Source organism: Candidatus Methanocrinis alkalitolerans, from assembly GCF_029167205.1.
In the GTDB taxonomy this organism is placed as follows: Archaea; Halobacteriota; Methanosarcinia; order Methanotrichales; family Methanotrichaceae; genus Methanocrinis; species Methanocrinis alkalitolerans.
Genome location: NZ_JARFPL010000020.1, coordinates 18,040 through 37,704, shown reverse-complemented (window position 1 = coordinate 37,704; position 19,665 = coordinate 18,040). Strand labels below are relative to the sequence as shown.

At 58.9% G+C, this 19,665-nt stretch carries 21 protein-coding genes; 12 read left to right on the top strand and 9 right to left on the bottom strand.

Translation table 11 applies throughout. The features are described 5' to 3' along the window. Position 1 precedes the first annotated feature (1 nt). From atwA to P0O24_RS07610, 3 genes are all read right to left on the bottom strand, one after another. Entirely contained in the window at positions 2-1,606 is a 1,605-nt protein-coding gene (gene atwA, locus P0O24_RS07620; protein ID WP_316969148.1) for a methyl coenzyme M reductase system, component A2, read from the bottom strand. A gap of 383 nt (positions 1,607-1,989) precedes the next feature. Continuing rightward, positions 1,990-2,628: a UbiX family flavin prenyltransferase gene (locus tag P0O24_RS07615; RefSeq protein ID WP_316969147.1), complete on the bottom strand. Its 639-nt coding sequence runs from the start codon at positions 2,626-2,628 to the stop codon at positions 1,990-1,992. 14 nt (positions 2,629-2,642) lie between these two features. Further along, complete coding sequence (locus tag P0O24_RS07610) at positions 2,643-3,560, bottom strand: deoxyhypusine synthase (RefSeq protein ID WP_316969146.1); 918 nt, start codon at positions 3,558-3,560, stop codon at positions 2,643-2,645. 144 nt (positions 3,561-3,704) lie between these two features. On the opposite strand from P0O24_RS07610, the gene P0O24_RS07605 reads away from it, so the two are divergent. The 11 genes from P0O24_RS07605 to P0O24_RS07555 are packed head-to-tail and all read left to right on the top strand — an operon-like array spanning position 3,705 to position 13,862. Then, complete coding sequence (locus P0O24_RS07605; RefSeq protein WP_316969145.1) at positions 3,705-4,100, top strand: NADH-quinone oxidoreductase subunit A; 396 nt, start codon at positions 3,705-3,707, stop codon at positions 4,098-4,100. Next, a complete protein-coding gene (locus P0O24_RS07600; protein WP_316969144.1) occupies positions 4,091-4,663 on the top strand; it encodes an NADH-quinone oxidoreductase subunit B in 573 nt (190 codons plus the stop codon). The genes P0O24_RS07605 and P0O24_RS07600 overlap by 10 nt, the downstream gene beginning before the upstream one ends. Positions 4,664-4,678: 15 nt before the next feature. Next, positions 4,679-6,394 (top strand): F420H2 dehydrogenase subunit FpoD, encoded by a 1,716-nt coding sequence (gene fpoD, locus P0O24_RS07595; RefSeq protein WP_316969143.1) that lies wholly within the window; start codon positions 4,679-4,681, stop codon positions 6,392-6,394. Positions 6,395-6,406: 12 nt separating this feature from the next. Next, complete coding sequence (gene fpoH / locus P0O24_RS07590) at positions 6,407-7,453, top strand: F420H2 dehydrogenase subunit FpoH (RefSeq protein ID WP_316969142.1); 1,047 nt, start codon at positions 6,407-6,409, stop codon at positions 7,451-7,453. Between the two features lie 11 nt (positions 7,454-7,464). Beyond that, positions 7,465-8,016 (top strand): NADH-quinone oxidoreductase subunit I, encoded by a 552-nt coding sequence (locus tag P0O24_RS07585; protein ID WP_316969141.1) that lies wholly within the window; start codon positions 7,465-7,467, stop codon positions 8,014-8,016. Positions 8,017-8,036: 20 nt separating this feature from the next. Continuing rightward, the gene (locus tag P0O24_RS07580) at positions 8,037-8,336 is read left to right on the top strand and encodes an NADH-quinone oxidoreductase subunit J (RefSeq protein ID WP_316969140.1); all 300 of its coding nucleotides are present in this window, start codon (positions 8,037-8,039) and stop codon (positions 8,334-8,336) included. After that, a complete protein-coding gene (locus P0O24_RS07575; RefSeq protein ID WP_316969139.1) occupies positions 8,329-8,595 on the top strand; it encodes an NADH-quinone oxidoreductase subunit J family protein in 267 nt (88 codons plus the stop codon). Before P0O24_RS07580 ends, P0O24_RS07575 begins: the two co-directional genes overlap by 8 nt. A gap of 22 nt (positions 8,596-8,617) precedes the next feature. Then, on the top strand, positions 8,618-8,920 hold the full coding sequence (fpoK, locus tag P0O24_RS07570) for a F420H2 dehydrogenase subunit FpoK (RefSeq protein WP_316969138.1): 303 nt from the start codon (positions 8,618-8,620) through the stop codon (positions 8,918-8,920). A gap of 4 nt (positions 8,921-8,924) precedes the next feature. Then, the gene (gene nuoL, locus P0O24_RS07565) at positions 8,925-10,883 is read left to right on the top strand and encodes an NADH-quinone oxidoreductase subunit L (protein WP_316969137.1); all 1,959 of its coding nucleotides are present in this window, start codon (positions 8,925-8,927) and stop codon (positions 10,881-10,883) included. After that, the gene (locus tag P0O24_RS07560) at positions 10,880-12,382 is read left to right on the top strand and encodes a complex I subunit 4 family protein (protein WP_316969136.1); all 1,503 of its coding nucleotides are present in this window, start codon (positions 10,880-10,882) and stop codon (positions 12,380-12,382) included. Before nuoL ends, P0O24_RS07560 begins: the two co-directional genes overlap by 4 nt. 1 nt (position 12,383) lies before the next feature. Next, on the top strand, positions 12,384-13,862 hold the full coding sequence (locus tag P0O24_RS07555; protein WP_316969135.1) for an NADH-quinone oxidoreductase subunit N: 1,479 nt from the start codon (positions 12,384-12,386) through the stop codon (positions 13,860-13,862). A gap of 80 nt (positions 13,863-13,942) precedes the next feature. Here P0O24_RS07555 and P0O24_RS07550 read toward each other — a convergent pair whose 3' ends face one another. Beyond that, positions 13,943-14,512, bottom strand: a complete 570-nt coding sequence (locus P0O24_RS07550) for a YeeE/YedE thiosulfate transporter family protein (RefSeq protein WP_316969134.1) — start codon at positions 14,510-14,512, stop codon at positions 13,943-13,945. A 16-nt stretch (positions 14,513-14,528) separates the two neighbouring features. Then, positions 14,529-15,050, bottom strand: a complete 522-nt coding sequence (locus P0O24_RS07545) for a YeeE/YedE thiosulfate transporter family protein (protein ID WP_394356744.1) — start codon at positions 15,048-15,050, stop codon at positions 14,529-14,531. 148 nt (positions 15,051-15,198) lie between these two features. Here P0O24_RS07545 and P0O24_RS07540 point away from each other — a divergent pair, with 148 nt between their 5' ends. Then, entirely contained in the window at positions 15,199-16,107 is a 909-nt protein-coding gene (locus P0O24_RS07540) for an SAM hydrolase/SAM-dependent halogenase family protein (RefSeq protein WP_316969132.1), read from the top strand. Here P0O24_RS07540 and P0O24_RS07535 read toward each other — a convergent pair. The 4 genes from P0O24_RS07535 to P0O24_RS07520 all read right to left on the bottom strand — a co-directional run bounded on the left by P0O24_RS07535 (position 16,098) and on the right by P0O24_RS07520 (position 19,586). Then, positions 16,098-17,888 (bottom strand): SLC13 family permease, encoded by a 1,791-nt coding sequence (locus P0O24_RS07535; protein ID WP_316969162.1) that lies wholly within the window; start codon positions 17,886-17,888, stop codon positions 16,098-16,100. The genes P0O24_RS07540 and P0O24_RS07535 overlap by 10 nt on opposite strands. 143 nt (positions 17,889-18,031) lie before the next feature. After that, entirely contained in the window at positions 18,032-18,460 is a 429-nt protein-coding gene (locus tag P0O24_RS07530; RefSeq protein WP_394356743.1) for a COG2426 family protein, read from the bottom strand. 147 nt (positions 18,461-18,607) lie between these two features. Continuing rightward, positions 18,608-18,988, bottom strand: coding sequence for a hypothetical protein (locus P0O24_RS07525; RefSeq protein WP_316969130.1), 381 nt, complete (start codon positions 18,986-18,988; stop codon positions 18,608-18,610). A gap of 97 nt (positions 18,989-19,085) precedes the next feature. Continuing rightward, on the bottom strand, positions 19,086-19,586 hold the full coding sequence (locus P0O24_RS07520) for a lamin tail domain-containing protein (RefSeq protein ID WP_316969129.1): 501 nt from the start codon (positions 19,584-19,586) through the stop codon (positions 19,086-19,088). Between the last annotated feature and the right edge of the window lie 79 nt (positions 19,587-19,665).

Genomic DNA, 19,665 nt, shown 5'->3' with positions numbered 1-19,665 from the left:
TTTAATTCCCCAACATCTCCTCTTCTTCCTCTTTTGTCATCAGGGAGAGGACGCCGTCGGGGGTCCCCACGTGAATTATCTTGCCGTTGCGCATCAGAGCAGCCCGGTCGCATACGTTCTGGACGAAGTCCATGTCGTGGCTGACGATCAGGAACGTCTCTCCCAGCTCGTCTCTGGCGTTCAAGACCGATTTGGAGACGTCTATCTTGGTGATGAGGTCCATCGTCCCCGTAGGCTCGTCCAGGACCACTATCCTCGGCTCCTTGATCAGGACCTGGGCCATGGCGACCCTGTGCCTCTCCCCCTCGCTCAGCTCGTTGGGGTTCTTGGAGAGGACCTTCTCAGCCTCCTCCTCGGAGAAGCCCACCGTTACGAGGGTGTGAATCGCCTTCCTCTCGGCCAGCTCGAAGGGGAGGGCGAGGCCTATCGACTCGGTGAGATTGTCGATGACGCTCCGGTATGGGTAGAGGGTGTACTCCTGGTGGAGCATCCCCATGTATTTTGTCGCCCTCCCCTTCTGGTCCGCACCGAGGACTGTCATGTCCACCCATTCGTCGCCGACCCTGCACCATATCCCACCGGAGGTCGGGAGGATGATCCCGTTGAGCATCTTGGAGAGGGTCGTCTTGCCAGCGCCGCTCGTCCCCACCAGGCCGAAGATCTCGCCCTCGTAGACCTCCAGATTGACCTCGTCCACCGCCCGGACGACGCCGCGATCGATGCTTATGTACCGCTTTGATAGGTCTCTGCACCGGAGTATGGGGGCCCCCACCTTCACCTCCTTCCTATCATCCATCTTCCCTGCCATGGAGGCGAACTCGGCGGCGATCTCCGAGGGCTTCCCCAGAGATACAACTTCGCCGTGGTCGAGGAGGACCGCCCTGTCCGTCAGCTCCACCATGACGTCCGGCCAGTGGCTGGTGATGATCATCGTCATGTTGAAGTCTCCGACGGCGCGCCTTATGCTCTCGTGGACGAGGTCGGCGGTCTTGGGGTCCAGGGTCCCCGAGGGCTCGTCCGCGAGGAGCATCATCGGCGACTTGGCGAGCTGCCGGGCCAGAACGACGCGCTGCTTCTCGCCGCCGGAGAGCTCTCGAGCGACGTGCATCATCCTGTGGGACATGTTGACCTCGTCCAGAAGGTCCGCCGCCCGGTTGACGCTGATGGACCCACCGCTCGCCTCCTCTACGGCCCTCATGACGTTTACGATAACCCTCTCGTCGCCGTAGAGGGCGAAGGTCCGCTGAAGCATGATGGCGATCCTGCGAGATATGTCGCGTCTATCCGCGTCGTTGATCCCCAGGGTGACGAAATCGGCTTCGAAGGGCTCGAGGTTGCCGCCGCATTTGCACTTCTCCCCCACCTTGCTGGGGGGCTCGACGTGTTGGCACCGAGCGCATCTTCCGACGTGGTAGATCACTTGGCCGCTGATATTCTCGAAGGGCTCCACTCCACGAAGGACGTGCAATAGGACGCTCTTGCCGGAACCGCTCCTTCCCAGGATGCCGAGAGACTCCCCCTCCATGATCTCCAAATTGACGTTGCGCAGCGCTTCAACTTCTCCAAACCGCACCGTCAAGTCCCGGATCTCAATAAATGGTGTCAAATTATCTCGCCTCGAATTGTTATTGCGAACGAACTACAGGCCATCCCAAATTTAAGTTTATCCGAGACCGTCCCGAAGAGACCGGCAACACCGACCATAAACCTCGATATCATAAATCGCCCAAGCCCGAGCAGGTCTCCAGACGCAAAGGAAGTCTCCACCTCAAATATCCGATGTAGATATTCGGGGTCGATGAGGTAGATGCTATCCTTCTCCTCCCTTCTTCAGAAGGAATTCTTTGTCGATGTAAGACTTATGTGCCGCCTCAAGACATTCCTTACAGACGTGAAAAACCGTGTCCTTGAGGCCGTGTATCGTAGCTTGCTTGGCTTTTACGGGCGATGTCTCTTTGTCAACAGCACAGATTTGACATTTCATCTAAGTCACCTCACTTCCATCTGATTTTCGTCGTTATAAGCATTTCCGCTCAGGGGAGTCTTCCATCTCTTGTATAGGTCGTGCTCTGCGCCCAGGAGGTCCAAGACCCTCCCCACTACAGCGTCCACCATCTCCTCAATCCTCTCCGGCCTGGTGTAAAAGCCGGGGGACGGGGGAAGTATGATCGCTCCCGCCTCGGTGGCGGCGACCATGTTCTTCAGGTGGACGAGGTTCAGGGGCGACTCCCGGGTCACCAGGATCAATCTCCGCCTCTCCTTCAAACAGACGTCTGCCGCCCGGGTGATGAGGGTGTCGGAGACGCCGTTTGCGATCCCCGCCAGGGTCCTCATGCTGCAGGGCGCCACCACCATGGCGTCGAAGATGTTGGACCCGCTGGCGATCGACGCCGTGAAGTCCCGGGGCGAATAGACCCGGTCGGCCATCATCTCCACCTCGATGGGGCTCTCCTCGGTCTCGATCTCTATTATCTTCCGGGCGGCATCGGTCATCACGAGATGGGTGACAGATCCCATCTCCGCCAGGACTTCCAGGAGCCTGATACCGTAGACGACCCCGGATGCTCCGCTGATCCCCACCACCACGTCCGAAATCTTTCCCTTCCTCTGAATGCTATCACATCCCATCTCGAATCAAGACGTCACCTTCTCCTCTGAAGCCGGGTCAAAGTCGACGCCACCAGGAGGGGGAAGTTGATGGTGGCATCTCCATAGACGGTGACCCTTCTGGCCTCTGCCTCGATCTTCCCCCAGGATACCGCCTCCGAGAGGGTGGCTCCCGATAGCCCCCCCGGCTCGGGCCGGTCTGTGGTCAGCTGGATGGCGAGGTCGAATCCCCTGGGGGTCACCAGCATCGATTGGAGGGCGAAGTTCTTGGGAACTCCTCCACCTATGATGACTATTCCCGATCGTTCAGCACCGTAGCATATGTCCACCAGCTCTCCTACGTCGCTGAAGGCGTCGACGTGGAGCTCTCTAGTCTGCCTGTAAAGCCAGGCCTGAAGCCCCATCATGGAGTCGGATAGGGCAGGACAGAATATCGGAACGCCGCAGTCGCAGGCGGACCTCAAGATCGACCTGTCGTCCTCGATCCTCCTCCCCAGGACCCTCAGGAGCTCGCTTCCTGTCATCGGCTCGGCGCTTTCGGGGAGCGCCTCCTGAAGAAGCTCCTCGAACCGAACGAAATCGTCGTCTCCGACGTAGACGTCGTATATCCTGCTCTTCCCCTCTCCTCTCAGGTCGGCGTCATACGCCTCAGAGTCGCCGAGAATGTGGTGGCTATAGCTCTCGATTATGTCGTGAACGAGGTTTGCTCCCGTGGTGATGAGAACGTCTATTCTGCCGTCTCTGATGAGACCGGATATTATATTTCTCATCCCCGAAGGGACCATCGCGCCGGCCAGGGTGAAGAACCTGGTGTAATCCTCCGAGAGCATCTCCTCGTATATATTTACGGCTTCAGCCAGCCTTCTGGCACCAAAGCCGCAGCTTTCCATCATCCTCACCAGCTCATCTACGCCCATCCCGGGGCTGATCTCGATCTGCTTTATATAGTCCACCGAAACTCACCTGGATTATGCTGAATCGGACCGTTCTGTTATGGACGGCATCCCTGGATAGCGATCGTGGTGCTAATCGATTTTCTCATAAACCTTTTATATCAGTACTTTGTGTTTAGCTCTTACGGCTAAAGGAGGTAAAAAATGAGCGGCGAATTGGTGGCAGTGGACTATTATATCCCACTTATTATGTTTTTGATAATAGGTGCTCTTGTGCCTATCGGCGCGCTGGCTGCCGTGAAGATCATATCTCCTCAGAAATCAACTTTTCGGAAGAGGTCCACCTACGAGGGCGGTCTGAGACCTGTTCGGGACGCTGGAGTTCAGTACAACGTTCAGTACTATCTCTTCGCCATCGTCTTCGTGATCTTTGACGTTGAGGTTCTGTTCCTCTACCCATGGATCTACGTCTATGCTTCCGAGGCGATCCCCGCCGTGGGCGGAGTGAGCATTGCGATCACCGGGATGCTGATTTTCCTCGTCGTGCTGTTGATCGGTCTGCTCTACGACATTAAGAAGGAGGCGTTGCGTTGGGTATAAGTGATGTCATACCTGTTCCGGTAGCTGTTGATGAGGAGTTGGAGAAGTGGACGATCTGGGGCAGGCCCCTCACCGACGTCTGGTTCACCACCACGGAGAAGATCCACGAGATCATCGATATGGGCCCCATTAAGAACGTCCTCAACTGGGGCAGGAAGAACTCCCTGTGGTTTCTGATGCAGCCGATGGGCTGCTGCGGCGTTGAGATGCTCGTCTTCGGATGTCCCCACTACGACTGCGACCGGTTCGGTATATTTCCCAGGGCGACCCCAAGACAGGTCGACGTCATGATCATCAGCGGCTACATAACCCGAAAGTACCTTCCGGCGATCAAGAACCTGTGGGAAGAGATCCCTGAGCCCAAGTGGGTCATGGCGATAGGCGAATGCGCCATCTCTGGCGGCCCCTTTTACGACTCCTACAACATCATAAACGACACCAGTCGTTTCTTCCCGATAGATGTCTACGTCCCGGGATGTCCCCCGAGGCCTGAGAAGTTCATCGAGGGGTTCAGAGAGCTTCAGAAGAAGATCAAGCAGCGCGAGGACAAGAGAGGCTATTAGAGGAGGAGTTCATCGTTGACAACTGCAAATGATGTCTTGGCAGCCCTCCAGTCGGCCTTTCCGGGAGCGGTCCAGGAGGCGAAGGTATCCCCCGAACGTCAACTCTGGGCCACCATCAAGCCGGAGAGGATCGTGGAGGTCTGCAAGTATCTGAGGGACAACCACAGCTTCGATCACTATTCCGGTGCCGTGGGGGTGGACAGGATCGGTGAAGGGCTCTTCGAGGTCACCGAGATGTTGGCGAGCCACGGCGCCCACAAGGTGGTGGCGCTCCTCAAGGTCAAGACCCCCAGGGACGATCCGCGGGTCAAGTCCTTGACCGGCCTTTACTGGAACGCCAACTGGTACGAGCGGGAGATCTGGGAGATGCTGGGGATCGATTTTGAGGGCCATCCCGAGCTATACCCTCTCCTCCTATCCGATGAGCTGGTGGGGGTCTGGCCCTGGAGGAAGGACTTCAAGGGCTATCCGGACTATACCACAGCTGAGAGGGCGATAGAGACGGTCACCGCTGACGGGTATACTGAGTACTCCATCCCCCCGACGGAGGCTGAGATCGAGGCGGGGGCGGTCCCAAAAGAGAGGCCGAAGTACCCCACCTTCCGGGAGCGGGAGGAGATGGAGATCAAAGAGACCTCTGAGATGATACTCCACCTCGGCCCCCAGCACGCCGTCGTCCCAGGCCCCTTCCTCCTCGACATCCTCGTCGACGGAGAGAAGGTGAAGAAGGCGTTCCTTGACGTCGGTTACATCCACAAGGGGATCGAGAAGATAATGGAGAACAGGACTTACGTCCAGGGGATCCCCATAACCGACCGTCTCTGCTACATGGCCGCCCTCACCAACAACGAGGCCTACTGCGGCGCTGTGGAGAGGCTTCTTGGGATCGAGCCCCCTGAGAGGGCCCAGTATATCCGGATCATCACCCAGGAGCTCTCGAGGATCCAAAGCCACCTCCTGGGGACGGCCGAGTTTCTGACCCTCATAGCGAGCGCCGTCTATTCCCCCTTCCTCTACATGATCATCGATCGAGAAGACGTCCTCACCTGCATAGAGAGCGTGACGGGGGCGAGGATCAACCACAGCTTCGTCCGCTTCGGCGGGGTCCGAAACGACCTTCCCGACGGCTTCAAGGATATGACCCTGGACACCCTGAAGATGGTCAGGGAGAAGACCAAGGATTACAAGGAGCTCTTCCTCTCCGACAGCATATACAGAAGGAGGATGGAGGGGATCGGGGTTTTGTCACCGGCGGAGGCGAAGAGGCTCGGGGTCTCTGGTCCTCCCCTGAGGGCTTCAGACACCCCTTACGACATGAGGAGGGAAGATCCATACCTCCTCTACAAGGACCTGGACTTCGATGTGATCACCAGGAAGGAGGGAGACTCCAAGGCGAGGGTCGAGGTGAGGCTCGACGAGATCATCGAGAGCTGCTACATCATTGAGCAGTGCCTCGACCAGATCCCCAGCGGCCCCATCATGGCGGAAGGCATCCCCAAGAAGATCAAGCCCGAGCCGGGAGAGGCTTACTACCGCGTCGAAGACCACCGGGGAGAGATGGGCTTCTTCGTCGCCAGCGACGGGACGGACAAGCCCGTCAAGGTCAAGGCCAGAGGTCCCGTCTACGCCTACTTCCAGGCCCTTCCCCCGCTTCTGGAGGGCGTCTACATAGCCGACGTCGTCGCCATCGCGGGCAGCATGGACGCTTGCACCAGCGAGGTGGACAGGTAGGAGGACTGTACAATGGAACTATTATCTGCGATCACAGAATTTGCAGCCCGAGAGCCGAAGATATACGGCCTCATCATAGGGCTGGTCGCCGCCGCCATCCTCGCCTCAGTCATCAACGTGGTTGCGATGCTGCTGGTCTGGCTCGAGAGGAAGGTCATGGGCGACCTTCAGGCCAGGTACGGACCGAACAGGGTCGGGGGACGATGGGGGGTTCTTCAGCTGGGGGCCGACGCCATCAAGCTATTCACGAAGGAGGATATCATCCCCAGGGGGGCGGACAAGTCGGTTTATGTCTGGGCACCCATCGTTGCGGTCGCCACCACCATGCTGATTGCGGGGGCGCTGCCCTTCGGTGCCGTTATCATCGATGGAAGGGAGGTCCCCCTGGTGGTGGCCAACATGGACATCAGCGCCCTGTACGTCGAGGCGGTTCTCAGCCTGATGGCCATAGGGGCCTTCATGGCAGGGTACTCTTCGAACAACAAGTACTCGATGCTTGGGGCCTTCAGGGGCGTCGCGAGGATGATCGCCTACGAGGTTCCCATGGGCGTCTGCGTCATCAGCGTCGCCGTAATGGCCCACAGCCTCAACCTCGTCGAGATCGTCAACGCCCAGCAGAACATCTGGTTCGCCGTCGCTCAGCCTCTCGGTTTTGTGATATTCGGCATCGCCCTCATCACCGATCTCGGGAGGATGCCCTTCGACCAGACCGAGGCGGAGGAGGAGATCATCGCCGGCTACAACACCGAGTACAGCGGAATCCGGTTCGGTCTCCTCTACTTCCAGGAGTACATTGTGATGCTCCTTGGCTCGATCCTGCTGGTCCTTCTCTTCCTCGGAGGATGGAAGGGTCCGGTCATCCCGGTGATATCCTTCATATCCCCCATGATCTGGTTCTTCATGAAGCTGCTGATCGTGCTGGTGGCCCTGATCTGGATCAGGGTATCGCTGCCCAGGTTCAGGATAGATCAGGTCACAGACCTGGGATGGAAGATACTGCTTCCCCTCTCGCTGGTCAACTTCGTCTGGGCGGTGGCGGTGGGGCTGTACTTTGCGTGAGGTGATGATCTATGGTGCTAAAGAACCTCAAAATGACCCTCAAGCGCTCCATAAGCGGCGTGGAGGTCACTCGCCTCTATCCGGAGAAGATCATGGATCTTCCCGACGCAGAGAGGGGCGTTCACGTCCTGGAGATAAGAAAGTGCATCGGCTGCGGTGCCTGTGTCAGGATCTGCCCCAACGACTGCATAAAGCTGGTGGACTACAAGCGCGGAAACCCCGTCAAGAACAAGAAGCTCCAGTATCCTCAGATCGATTACGGCAGGTGCATGTTCTGCGGCCTCTGTGTCGACGACTGTCCGGTGAGCTGTCTTCACATGTCCAAGGTCTTCGAGATAGCCGGCTGGGATAGGGAAGATATAATCTACGGACCCGAGAAGATCGGCGTCGGCGATTACACCGACCAGGAGCTCTCACAGCTCGCCGAAGAGGCGAGGAAGGCCGAAGAGGAGAAGAAGAGGAAGGCCGCCGAGGCTGCCAAGGCAAAGAAGGCGAAGGCCGCCAAGGCCGAAGCGGTAGAGAAGGGTTCCGGCGAGAAGGCCGCCAAGAAGAAGGCAGAATGACTATCGGAGGTTGAGATCGAATGATAGATCTTGCTCAATTTTACGACATAAGGTTCCTGATGGATCTTGGGGCGTTCTCCATATTGGCGGTGCTGATCCTCGGCTTCTCGATCCTCACCGTATGGTCCAGCAACATGGTCCATGCCGCTCTATATCTGTTGGGGGCCTTCGCCTCTGTGGCGATGTTATACGTATCCCTGAACGCCAGCTTCGTCGGGGTGGTCCAGGTGCTGGTCTACATCGGGGCGGTTGGGGTGCTGATACTCTTCGCAGTGATGCTCACGAGGAGGACTCTGGTGGAGGAGGAATCCCATGGTTAAGGTAAAAACAGCGATCTTGATGCTGATCTTTCTGGCGACGCTGATGATATTCATCGCAGCGACACCATGGGACGGCGAGGAGAGGAGCGGGTACAGTTTCGAGCCGAGAGAGGGGGTCAGAGCCCCGGAGAGCGGAGCTGGGGATATAGGCGTTGAGATCTTCACGATCTACCTCTTCCCCTTCGAGGTGCTCGCCCTGGTCCTTCTGGCAGCTATGATCGGTGCGATCTACATCGCAAGAAAGGAGTTGCCGAAATGATGGGGTGGAGGGAGGAAAAGAGATGGTACCACTAGTGCTTTACGTGCTGCTGGCGTCGACGATGTTCGTCATCGGCCTTTACGGCCTTCTGACACAGCGCAACGGTATCAAGCTTATGATGTGCGTGGAGATCCTGCTCAACAGCGCAATAATCAACCTGGTGGCGTTCTCGGCGTACCTGCCCAACGTAAACGGCCAGGTATTCGCCCTCTTCGCCATCGCTCTGGCCGCAGCAGAGGCCGGCGTTGGGTTTGCCATAATGATCGCGCTGTACAGGCTGTACGGAACGATAGAGCTGGACAACATCAACGCATTGAGGTGGTAGAGGGATGTACCAAGATTACGCCTATCTGATCGTGGGGTTGCCGATTCTGGCCTTCGTCCTCACGATCTTCCTCGGTTGGCATCTGCCAAAGGGGGGCGGGTTCTTCACAGTTCTGGCGACCTTCGCCGGGTTCATACTCTCTTTCGGTATATTCAGGGAGATCTACCCTAATAACGAGATAGTACATCAATCGATGCACTGGTTCGCCAGCTTCAACGCTGGCATATTGATAGACCCGCTCGCCATAGTGATGCTCTTGATGGTGACGTTCGTCTGTACTCTGATTCACACGTACGCTCTCGGATACATGGAAGGCGACCCTGGAATGGCCAGGTACTTCGCCGAAGCGGGCCTCTTCACCGCGGCGATGCTGGGCCTCGTCTTCTCAGACAACCTTCTTCAGCTCTTCATATTCTGGGAGCTTGTCGGTCTCTGTTCTTACCTTCTCATTGGGTTCTGGTACCGCAAGCCCTCTGCGGCGTCCGCCGCCAAGAAGGCCTTCCTGGTGACGAGGGTCGGAGACGTCATGTTCCTCGCGGGGATCATCCTCCTCTACACCAACATGATGAGGCTGAATCTGGTCCTCCCCGAGGGAGCGTACCTCCTCCAGTTCCAGACGATATACGACAGCCTAGCCCTCATCCCGCCAGACCAGCTCACCTGGATAGCCCTCCTCCTCTTCGGAGGTGCTGTGGGCAAGTCCGGTCAGTTCCCCCTGCACGTCTGGCTCCCTGACGCCATGGAGGGTCCCACCACAGTCTCGGCGATGATACACGCTGCGACGATGGTGACCGCCGGCGTCTACCTGGTGGCGAGGATGTTCCCCCTCTTCTATGCGGCACCCGACGCCCTGATGGTAGTGGCTTACATAGGCGCCTTCACCGCCCTATTTGCGGCGACGATGGGCCTTGTGATGTTCGACATCAAGAGGGTTCTCGCCTACTCGACGGTCAGCCAGCTGGGATACATGATGGCGGCCCTAGGGTTTGGGGCGGCCGTCGGCGCGACCGCCGTCGGCGTCTCCATGTTCCACCTGATCGGCCACTCCTTCTTCAAGGCCCTCCTCTTCCTCTGCGCCGGCAGCGTCATCCACGCCGTCGCCACCAACGACATGAGGGAGATGGGAGGCGTCTTGAGATCGATGAAGTGGACGGGCCTTACGATGCTGGCGGGGTCCCTGACCCTGGCAGGCTTTCCGCTGACGACGGGCTTCTTCAGCAAGGATGAGATCATCATCCTCGCCTTCGAGAACGGAGCCTTCGGTCTAGGATGGATTCCGTACGTATTCGTCATCCTTGCGGCCCTCCTGACGGCGATCTACACCTTCAGGCTCTGGTTCCTCACCTTCGACGGCGAGCCCAGGAGCGACTATCACAAGCATGAGTCCCCCTGGATCATGCTGGGGCCCCTGGTGGTCTTGGCGTTATTCGCCCTCTTCATGGGGATGCCGACCCAGGGTCAGTTCTACGACTACGTCGGCAACAACTTCGACCACTTCGGTGTCGACTTTGAGGAGCTGGCCCATATCGGAGGCCATCACGTAGAGCACGGCCACGTCCACGAGCCGTTCATCTTCAAGATCCTCCCGATAATAGTCGGAGTCGGTGGCATAATCATTGCGGCTCTCTTCTATTCGAGGTGGAAGAGGTTCGATCCGTCCATGGTAACCTCTGAGAGGGACCCCCTCAGGCATATCCTCCTCAAGAGATACTACCAGAACGAGATCTACACCCTCTGGTTCGCAGAGAAGGTGGTCTACGGAATAGCCTTGGTCTCCAACATGATCGACCTGAAGATCATAGATGGAGCGGTGAACAAGATAAGCGCGGTCTCTGTCGGGTTCGGCGGAACTCTCCGTAAAGTTCAGACCGGAGTCATACAGAACTACATCACCGCCATAGTTCTGGGAGTTGCAGCGCTGTTGATTTTGATTCAGCTGGCTACAATGGGGGTGGCGATATGATTGATAACGCAATTTCACTGATGATCGCCATACCGCTGATCGCAGCGATCTTCGCCTTCATGAACGGGAAGTTCGCGAAGTACGCAGCCCTGATAGGATCTCTTATCCCTCTGGCGATATCGCTCCAGATGTTCAGGGAGTTCGACAGGACGACGAACGTCATGCAGTTCGTCGAGAGCTACGACTGGGTCCCAGCCATCGGCGTCAAGTATACCGTCGGCGTCGACGGCATAGGGCTGCCCCTGATCCTCCTCTCGACGATCGTCACCGTCCTGGTGGTCCTGTACTCCTGGGGAGAGAAGAAGAGGCCAAACCAGTTCTTCGCCCTCCTCCTCCTGAACGAGGTGGGGGTTCTAGGCGTCTTCGCAGCCCTGGACTTCTTCCTATTCTACATCTTCTGGGAGGTAGTCCTGATACCCATGTTCTTCCTGGTGGGGATATGGGGCGGCCCGAGGAAGGACTATGCAGCAATCAAGTTCTTCATCTACACCCATGTGGCGAGCTTGATAATGCTCCTCTCGATCTTCGCCCTATACTTCAGCTACAGGACGCCCGAGGGGCTGCGGACCTTCGACATGCTTACGCTCCTCGCGGCGACGGGGGACTCGACGATATTCTCGCCGATGGCGCTGAACCTGATCTTCTTCGGGCTCCTCTTTGGGTTCCTGGTGAAGATGCCCGCCGTTCCCTTCCACACCTGGCTCCCCGACGCTCACGTCGAGGCGCCGACCGCCGGCAGCGTCCTCCTGGCAGCCCTCCTCCTGAAGATGGGAGGTTACGGCCTGTTCAGGATCATAATGCCGATGCTGCCGAACGTATCGCCCAACTACATCACGCTGATGGCGGTGGTAGGGGTTGTGAGCATCGTTTACGGTGCCTTCTTGGCCCTGTCCCAGAAGGACCTGAAGAAGATGGTCGCCTACTCCAGCGTCAGCCATATGGGCTTCGTCCTCCTGGGGGCCGGAGCTTTGAGCGTCCTATCGGTCCAGGGAGCTATGTTCCAGCAGTTCAGCCACGGCCTCATCACCTGCGTCCTCTTCATGTCTGCGGGGACGATCCAGCACACAGCGGGTACGAGGATCATCTCCGAGCTGGGAGGCCTCGCCGACAGGATGCCCCAGTTTGCGGTGCTGATGATGGCGGGGTTCATGGCGTCCCTCGGCCTTCCGGGGATGAGCGGCTTTGTGGCCGAGGTATCGGTCCTGGCGGGATCTTACGAGAACCTGCCGATATACGTATTGATAACGGTCTTCGGCAGCATCGCCGTCACCGCAGGCTACCACCTGTGGGCGATGCAGAAGGTGATGTTCGGTCCGATCCTCAAGAAGTACCTGGATCTCAAAGATCCACATTCATACGAGATCCTGTCCATGAGCATCCTTGTGCTGCTCATAATCTACTTCGGAGTGCAGCCGGCGACGATCACCGACATCATGGGGGTGGCGGCAGAGCCGCTGGTCAAGCCGTTTATAACCCTGGCGCAGACGGGGGTGATCTGAAGTGACACTAGGATTCGGCGACTATCTCTCCCTCATGGGAGCGGAGTCGTTGCTGACGGGACTTGTAATGCTGATGATCTTGCTGGGGTTGTACCTGAAGAACAAGAACATCCAGGGATACCTCGCCCTAGCCGGGCTTGGGATCGCCCTCTTCCTCTCGATCGGTGCCGATATGACCAAGGGGCCGATCTTCTTTGGGACGATAGAGGTCGACGCGCTATCCCAGTTCTTCAAGCTGATCTTCATCTCGGTCTCTCTGATCGTGGTGTTGGCGGGCTTGACCAGGTACAAGGACAGTCCTGCTCAGGACGAGTTCTACATCCTCCTCTTGCTCGCCACCATCGGCATGATGGTGGTGGCAAGCTCCATCGACCTCCTCACCCTTTGGATAGGCTTTGAGCTGGCCAGCATCTCGACCTACGCCATGGCCGCCTTCGACAAGGAGAAGAGGAACCTGGAAGCTGCGATGAAGTACTTCATCTTCGGATCGGTCTCATCGGCGATGATGCTCTTCGGGTTCTCCATCCTCTACGGCCTTACGGGGTCGACCAGGATAGCGGAGGTTGCGGCATCCTCCATGGAGATGATGGGACCTGCAACTCTCGTTGCCCTCCTATTCGTGGTGGCGGGCTTCGGGTTCAAGATGGCCCTGGTGCCCTTCCACATGTGGGCTCCCGACACCTACGAAGGGTCGCCGACGATCGTTACCGCCTTCCTCGCCGCGGGCTCCAAGAAGATGGGCTTCGTAGCCGCATTCAAGGTGATATTCATCGCCCTTGTGGCTCTGAGGCTCGAGTGGTTCATGGCCTTCGCGGTCCTGGTGGCTATAACCATGACCCTGGGCAACGTCGTCGCCATATGGCAGAAGAGCGTAAAGAGGATGCTGGCGTACTCCAGCGTCGCTTATGCTGGATACATCGCCATCGCCTTCGTAGTGGTCGGTGCGGTCAACAACGGCGGCTTCGACCTCGGGGTGGCTCAGAACGGCATCGCTGCGAGCCTGATGCTCATCCTCGGCCACGCCTTCTCCAAGACCGGGGCTTTCATCGCCGTGGCGGTCGTCGGTTATATGGCCCTGCGGGAGGGGAGGAATAACCCCGATGACATCGAGCATTATGCGGGACTGGGAAGGAGGGCGCCGATAACGGCGTTCTGTATGCTGGTCTTCTTATTCTCGCTCTCGGGGATACCCCCAACGGCGGGGTTCGTCGGCAAGTTCCTGGTCTGGGGTTCAGCCATGGACTCCGGTCTCGTCTGGCTGGCGGTCCTCTTCGCCCTCAACAGCGCTCTCTCCCTCTACTATTACCTGAGGGTGATCATGTACATGTACATGAAAGAGCCCGCAGGAGCGAAGATCGCAGAGCCGAGGGGGTACGTCCTGGCTATGGTCGTGGCCCTCGTCGCGGTCTTCTACATAGGCATATTCCCGCAGGCGTTCGTCGACTTCGCCTCCAGTGCAGCAGCGGTCCTGCTGCACTGAAAACTTTCTTTTTTCCTTTTTTTCCTTCTATTTCGACGGCCCATCATCCCTAAAGCCCATGGAGGCCTACATCGTCGCCTTCAAAGCCCCATCTCTTCGATCCAAAATAATAGGCCGATGAGGATCAGAGCCGCCGGGAAGACCACATGCCACCATCTCGCCCCCAGGATCTCCGGGATCGTAACATCCCCGAAGTCGCCCCTCCTCAGGACCTTCTCTTCGAGCCTCGGGTAAATCGCGGCGAAGATGCCGGCCCCCAGGAGGATGCCTCCGACTCCGCCCAGGAGGGCGTCGACCGACCCCTGGCCGACGGCTCCGGCCGCCGTTCCGGGACAGTAGCCGAGGAGGGCGAAGCCGACGCCGAAGATGAGCCCGCCCAAGGCTGAGGAGCCCCAGGATCCGGGCTTCGGGTGGAGTCTTGCGAGGTCCAGCCTCCAGAGGATGTGGACTGCGATCATCCCGGCGATCACCGCCGAGGCCATCACCTTGAAGACTGTGAAGTCGGCGAGGAGGAGCTGGCCGACGATGACGTCGTACCGCGTGACGCCGCCCTTCTGTAGTAGGAAGCCGAATACGATCCCGATGGATAGGCCCACGGCCAGCTGAGCCCGTCTTTTCGATCTGAGGCCTTTGAGCGTATCTTCCGTCATGCTTTCCATCACCGCCTCATCCTCCTGCCCCGAAGAGGACCATCGCCGTCGCCACCCCTCCGACGAAGAAGGCGATCACTGCGACCCACGAGCTCGCCGCGAGCTGGAGGGTCCCGCTGATCCCGTGGCCGCTGGTGCAGCCCCCTGCCCACCGCGCCCCCATCCCCATGAGGACCCCCCCGGCGAAGGCGGCAGCGACCCTCAGGAGAGGGTCGGGGCCGAACCGGTCCGTCCAGAGGGGGGGTACGACCTCCAGCCGGAAGGAACCCGAGAGGCTCGCCGAGAAGAACGATCCGATGACGATCCCGATGACGAGCATCACCTCCCAGTCGACGACCGGCTCAAACTTCCTGTAATACGCCTTCACCGAGACCTTAGGTCCGCGAAATATCCTCTCGATCATCCCGCTCGTCCTGGCGTAGGCTGTAGAGCAGCCGATGGGCCTGTCGGAGAGAAGGAACGCCAGGATGCTCAAGACCCCTATACCCACCCCAGCAACGTAGGGGGACCAAAGATCCATCTTCAAATACTCCAGCATCAGATCTCCTCTAAGCATCTCTGAGACCCGGACCCCTGAGCATCTCGATCTTTGCCACAGGATCCGCTCATCAAGATCATCATTTTGGTCGTCACATCTTTATAAAGCTGATACGAAGGAGGGACCGATTTCGCTAGGAGGTTGAAGCATGAGCAGACGACTTCTGATGCTTGCGGCGATGATGGCGGCGATCTCTCCCCTCATCGTCGGAGGGGTTCCCGAACCCGACAAAGGTATGGTCCAGGACCTGGTGGTCCTCCTCACCGACTACGGCACCTGCGACTTCTACGTTGGGGCCCTGGAGGGGTCTATCTACTCCTCCAACCCGGATGCCCGGATATCGGCCATAACCCATGAGGTGGCGGCCTTCAACGTTGCCGAGGGGTCTTACATCCTGGCCCGGGCCGCCCGGGAGTACCCCCCGGGGACGGTCTTTGCAGCGGAGGTCGACCCGGGGGTCGGGGCAGGGGTGAGATCCATCGTCCTGGAGACCAAAGACGGCAAGCTCTTCGTGGGGCCTGACAACGGCCTATTCACCGGCGTCATGGACGAGCTGGGGGTCGCAGCCGTCCGCGAGGTCAGAAACCTGAGCCTCACACGGCAGGGGGACGGTTATGCCGCCTTCAAAGGGGTCGAAGTCTACGGCCCCGTCGCCGGTCGCCTCGCCGGAGGGGTCGCCACATCCGAGGTGGGGCCCGAGATCTTCGATCCTGTGAGGATCGAGGCGGCAAGGGCCGGGATCGAAGACGGCGTACTCGTCGGGGCCGTAGCCCACGTCGACCACTGGGGAAACCTCGTCACCAACATCCCCTACCATCTGGCGGATGAAGTGGGCCTCGCCCCAAATGATCGAATCGAGATCGCCGTCGGCGGAAATGTCGTGGAGGCGGCCTTCGGATCGACCTACTCTGACGTCCCTCGTGGAGAGATGGTGGCCTTCGTCGGCTTCATGGGGAGCCTGGGGATCGCCATCAACATGGATAGCGCCGCCGAGGACCTGGGAGCGTCCGCAGGCGATAGCGTCAGAGTTCGCAAAGTACTGAAGGTTCAAAGGTAAAGAAGCTCCACCATCCCCGCGGCGACGAGGATGAAGATCAGGGTCATGACCCCTCCCACCTTCAGGAAGTCGGAGTTTTTGTATCCGCCGGGGGCCATCAATAGGGCGTTGACCTGGTGGGTGGGGAGAAGGAAGGAGTTGGAGGCGGAGATCCCCACCAGGAGGGCGAGAGCCCTCGGGTCTATCCCCATCCCCTGGCCCATGACCATGACGAGGGGGACGAGGAGGACGGCGGCTGCAACGTTGGATATGAAGAGGGACAGGAAGGTGGTGAGGGCCGCCACCGCCAGGAGGGCGACGATCGTCGGGAATCCCTGGAGGAGTTCCATCAAGATCGAGGCAGCAAGAAAGGCAGCTCCCGTCTCCTCCAGCGCGATCCCCAGGGGTATCAGGCCGGCCAGAAGGACGACGGTCCTCCAGTCGATGGCACCATAGGCGTCGTCGACGGATATGACCTGCAGAAGGATCATGGCGAAGGCGCCGGTGAGGAGGGCTATGGATATCTGAAAGCCCGCGAGGGCGAGAGCCAGCGCCCCGATGAAGCAGAGGGTTGCGGGCATCGCCTTCGACCGGTCGGAGCTCACCGACTCGACCGGCGTCAGGAGGACGAAGCTGGGGTCGGAGCCGAGCTTTCTTATCCTGTCCCAGAGGCCGTGGACGACGAAGGTGTCCCCCGGGGCCAGGGGACGGTCGGCAAAGTCCTTCCTCTGCTCCTCCGTACCGCTCAAAAGGATGATGGGCTCGACGCCGTAATTTTTTCGGATCCCGATCTTCCGGGGGGTCTTTCCGACGATGGGTGCCCGCGGGCGGACGATCACCTCCGCAAAGCCCGCCTCAGCCTCGCAGAGAAGGCCGCTCAGCCTGGAGTCGTCGACGATCTTCCAGAGGTCGTGATCAGAGGCGAGCCGTTCGACGTCCTCCGCCTCTCCCAGGAGCGCCAGCACCTGACCCGCAGAGAACCTCGTCCGCCTCCAGGGCGAGTAGGTCACCTCCTCCCCCTCCACTATGGCGACGAGGGTGACGCCGTAGTTGCGCCTCATCCGGGCGTCCTCCCTGGTCTTATCTACAAGATCGCTCTTCCAGGATACGAAGTAGTAACTGACGAGGGAGGGGAGCTGCCAGGTTTCGATCAGATCTACCTGGGACATGGAATCGGCCTCCGATCGATCCTCTTCTGGAAGGAGGCGGTGGCCGAGTATCAGAAAGTATCCGATCCCCGAGGCCAGAAGGACGATCCCGATGGGAGTCACGCTGAAGAAGCCGAAGGGCTCCTCACCACCCTGTATCATCAGGTCGTTGAGGATGATGAGGGGGCTTGAGCCGACGATGGTCAGGGTGCCTCCGAGGATTGCCGCAAATCCCATGGGCATCAAGAGCCGGGATGCGGGGGTCTTGGTGCTCTTGGATATCCTCAGGATCGCCGGCAAGAAGAGGGCCGCAGAACCGACGTTCTGCATGAAGGCGGAGATCACCCCCACCACCGACGATATCACTCCCAACAGCCTTTTTTCATCCGACCCCGCCGTCCTCAGGACCGCCCCGCTAATGCTGTTGACGACACCAGCCCTATCCATCCCTCTCCCCAGAATCATTATGGCGGCTATCGAGACTACGGCGTTGCTCCCCAGCCCCGATAGCGCCTGGGCTGGGGTCACAAGGCCGGTCCAGGCGAGGAGGAGAACAACTAGCATCGCCGCGACGTCTATCCTCACCACTTCGGTTACAAAAAGCAGTATCGTCGCTGCCACTACCAGGAAAGCGAGCTCGATCTCCAGGGTCATGCCGTCCACGATACACCACGCACCTCAACAGGTTATATATCTCCTCATAGATAATATCTTTTGGGCGGATCGCCTCGATGATCGGATGTTATCGGGGTGCCGTCCGGTCCTGAGATCCCGAAAAGGCCACCGAGTGCTGCGGTTCAGCTGAAGGCGAGGGATATCGCCCCGACGACCGAAGCCGTCACCACGGCTCCTGCGATCAAGACGCCGGCGGCGATGGCGGGGAAGGCCTCCCGGAACCGCAGGCCGAAGATGAAGGCGATGGCAGATCCGGTCCAGGCTCCGGTTACGGGCAGCGGCAGCGAGACGAAGAAGACCAGGGCGAGGATGCCGTACTTCCGGTGCCTTTCGACGTGATTCCTGTATGTCCGGGTGAAGAGCCAGGAGAAGAATGCTTTGCAGGGCCGGTATCTCATCAGATGTCGGGATACCGGCTCCAGGAATAGGAGGAGGAGGACGACGGGAACCAAGTTTCCGACGACGGAGATGGCATAAGCCTCCAGGGGTGGTATGCCGTAGACCCCTATGGCCAGGGGTATGGCGCCCCTGAGCTCGAAGATCGGGGACATGGCGAGGACGAAGGTCGCTAGCCAGCCCGGTATCGAGGATAAGAGGTCTATCAGATGGATCCCTCTGGACGAGCCGGAACCCGAGGCCACCGGATCCCGAAGCGCTGCGGCTCAGGAGGGGGGTCCAATGGAGAGGTCTTCAGAGATTCAGTCCCCTACCGACCCTTTTATCCTGACCGTCAGCACCGACTCGTCTTTGGGGGAGGTGACCGAGACGGTCAGGTCTACGGGGATCCTGCCGAGGGCGACCTTCAGGGGCTTCTCCTCGCCGGATAGTTCGACCTTAATCCCTTCCGCCATCCGGGCCACCACCTCGGCGATCTCTTGAAGCTCGGGAAGGGCGATGGCGACGGGGCTCTCCATATCGCCGCTCACCTTCGCCGATATCGGAGACTCGATCCCCACCGATACCCGGAGACCTCCGTCCTCCCCCGTCCCCTTCACCTCGGCGACGATCGGATACCTCTCGGAGTCCTCGCTACCCTGAACCTTCGCCTTAGCTTCCGCATTGACGTTAAGAGATACCATGAACTTCCACCTGGAAGCTATCTACTGCATCATCTCATATAAATGAATGCGAAGGGGCCTTTGGCGAGCACCGTCCCCGGTTAAAAGATCCGCCCCGTCATGAGTCAGGGGTGGTTCGCAGGACGTTCTCTCTCCCTCTGGTCGACTTGATGAAGGCCCAGTCGGACCGTGTGCCTGTATTCTGGCCGTTGGGATACCGGGACCAGGAGAAGTCGTTTCCATCCTCGTCGGATAGAAGAGGGGTTTTATCCACCTCCAGCCCTTCGTCGGTCTTCAGGTAAACGGTCCCGTTATTTCCATGAACCCAACGGGGGTCGCCTTCCCAGACGTAGTATTCGTCGGACTGAAGGACCACCCCTTTGGGTATCTTTATTGCTCCGGTCCATCTGCCGTAGGTTGTGGGCAGGATCTCGACTATCGATACCGTCCACAGCCCTATATCCACGGAGTCGTCCCCGACGTTGTAAAGCTCCACCCACTCCACCGCCCCATCGGGCGGGTTCAGCTCCACCTCGTTGACGACGACGGACCCCGATGCTGCCGGCCAGGCGGATAAGACCGTCAATGACGCCATGAGCAGCTTCAATATAATCTTCATGATCAACCCCCACATGAACCTAGAGGCTCGGGACTTCCCCGTCCCTGCCCGCTGGATAATGACCACCTTCGAATAAATA

What these genes read in the sequence shown, in the direction of transcription:
- P0O24_RS07615 (WP_316969147.1), bottom strand. Translation starts at nt 2,628, where the DNA reads ATGGGATGTGATAGCATTCAGAGGAAGGGAAAGATTTCGGACGTGGTG.
- P0O24_RS07605 (WP_316969145.1), top strand. Translation starts at nt 3,705, where the DNA reads ATGAGCGGCGAATTGGTGGCAGTGGACTATTATATCCCACTTATTATG.
- fpoH (WP_316969142.1), top strand. Translation starts at nt 6,407, where the DNA reads ATGGAACTATTATCTGCGATCACAGAATTTGCAGCCCGAGAGCCGAAG.
- P0O24_RS07585 (WP_316969141.1), top strand. Translation starts at nt 7,465, where the DNA reads ATGGTGCTAAAGAACCTCAAAATGACCCTCAAGCGCTCCATAAGCGGC.
- P0O24_RS07580 (WP_316969140.1), top strand. Translation starts at nt 8,037, where the DNA reads ATGATAGATCTTGCTCAATTTTACGACATAAGGTTCCTGATGGATCTT.
- P0O24_RS07575 (WP_316969139.1), top strand. Translation starts at nt 8,329, where the DNA reads ATGGTTAAGGTAAAAACAGCGATCTTGATGCTGATCTTTCTGGCGACG.
- fpoK (WP_316969138.1), top strand. Translation starts at nt 8,618, where the DNA reads ATGGTACCACTAGTGCTTTACGTGCTGCTGGCGTCGACGATGTTCGTC.
- nuoL (WP_316969137.1), top strand. Translation starts at nt 8,925, where the DNA reads ATGTACCAAGATTACGCCTATCTGATCGTGGGGTTGCCGATTCTGGCC.
- P0O24_RS07560 (WP_316969136.1), top strand. Translation starts at nt 10,880, where the DNA reads ATGATTGATAACGCAATTTCACTGATGATCGCCATACCGCTGATCGCA.
- P0O24_RS07550 (WP_316969134.1), bottom strand. Translation starts at nt 14,512, where the DNA reads ATGACGGAAGATACGCTCAAAGGCCTCAGATCGAAAAGACGGGCTCAG.
- P0O24_RS07545 (WP_394356744.1), bottom strand. Translation starts at nt 15,050, where the DNA reads ATGCTGGAGTATTTGAAGATGGATCTTTGGTCCCCCTACGTTGCTGGG.
- P0O24_RS07540 (WP_316969132.1), top strand. Translation starts at nt 15,199, where the DNA reads ATGAGCAGACGACTTCTGATGCTTGCGGCGATGATGGCGGCGATCTCT.
- P0O24_RS07535 (WP_316969162.1), bottom strand. Translation starts at nt 17,888, where the DNA reads ATGACCCTGGAGATCGAGCTCGCTTTCCTGGTAGTGGCAGCGACGATA.
- P0O24_RS07530 (WP_394356743.1), bottom strand. Translation starts at nt 18,460, where the DNA reads ATGTCCCCGATCTTCGAGCTCAGGGGCGCCATACCCCTGGCCATAGGG.
- P0O24_RS07525 (WP_316969130.1), bottom strand. Translation starts at nt 18,988, where the DNA reads ATGGTATCTCTTAACGTCAATGCGGAAGCTAAGGCGAAGGTTCAGGGT.
- P0O24_RS07520 (WP_316969129.1), bottom strand. Translation starts at nt 19,586, where the DNA reads ATGAAGATTATATTGAAGCTGCTCATGGCGTCATTGACGGTCTTATCC.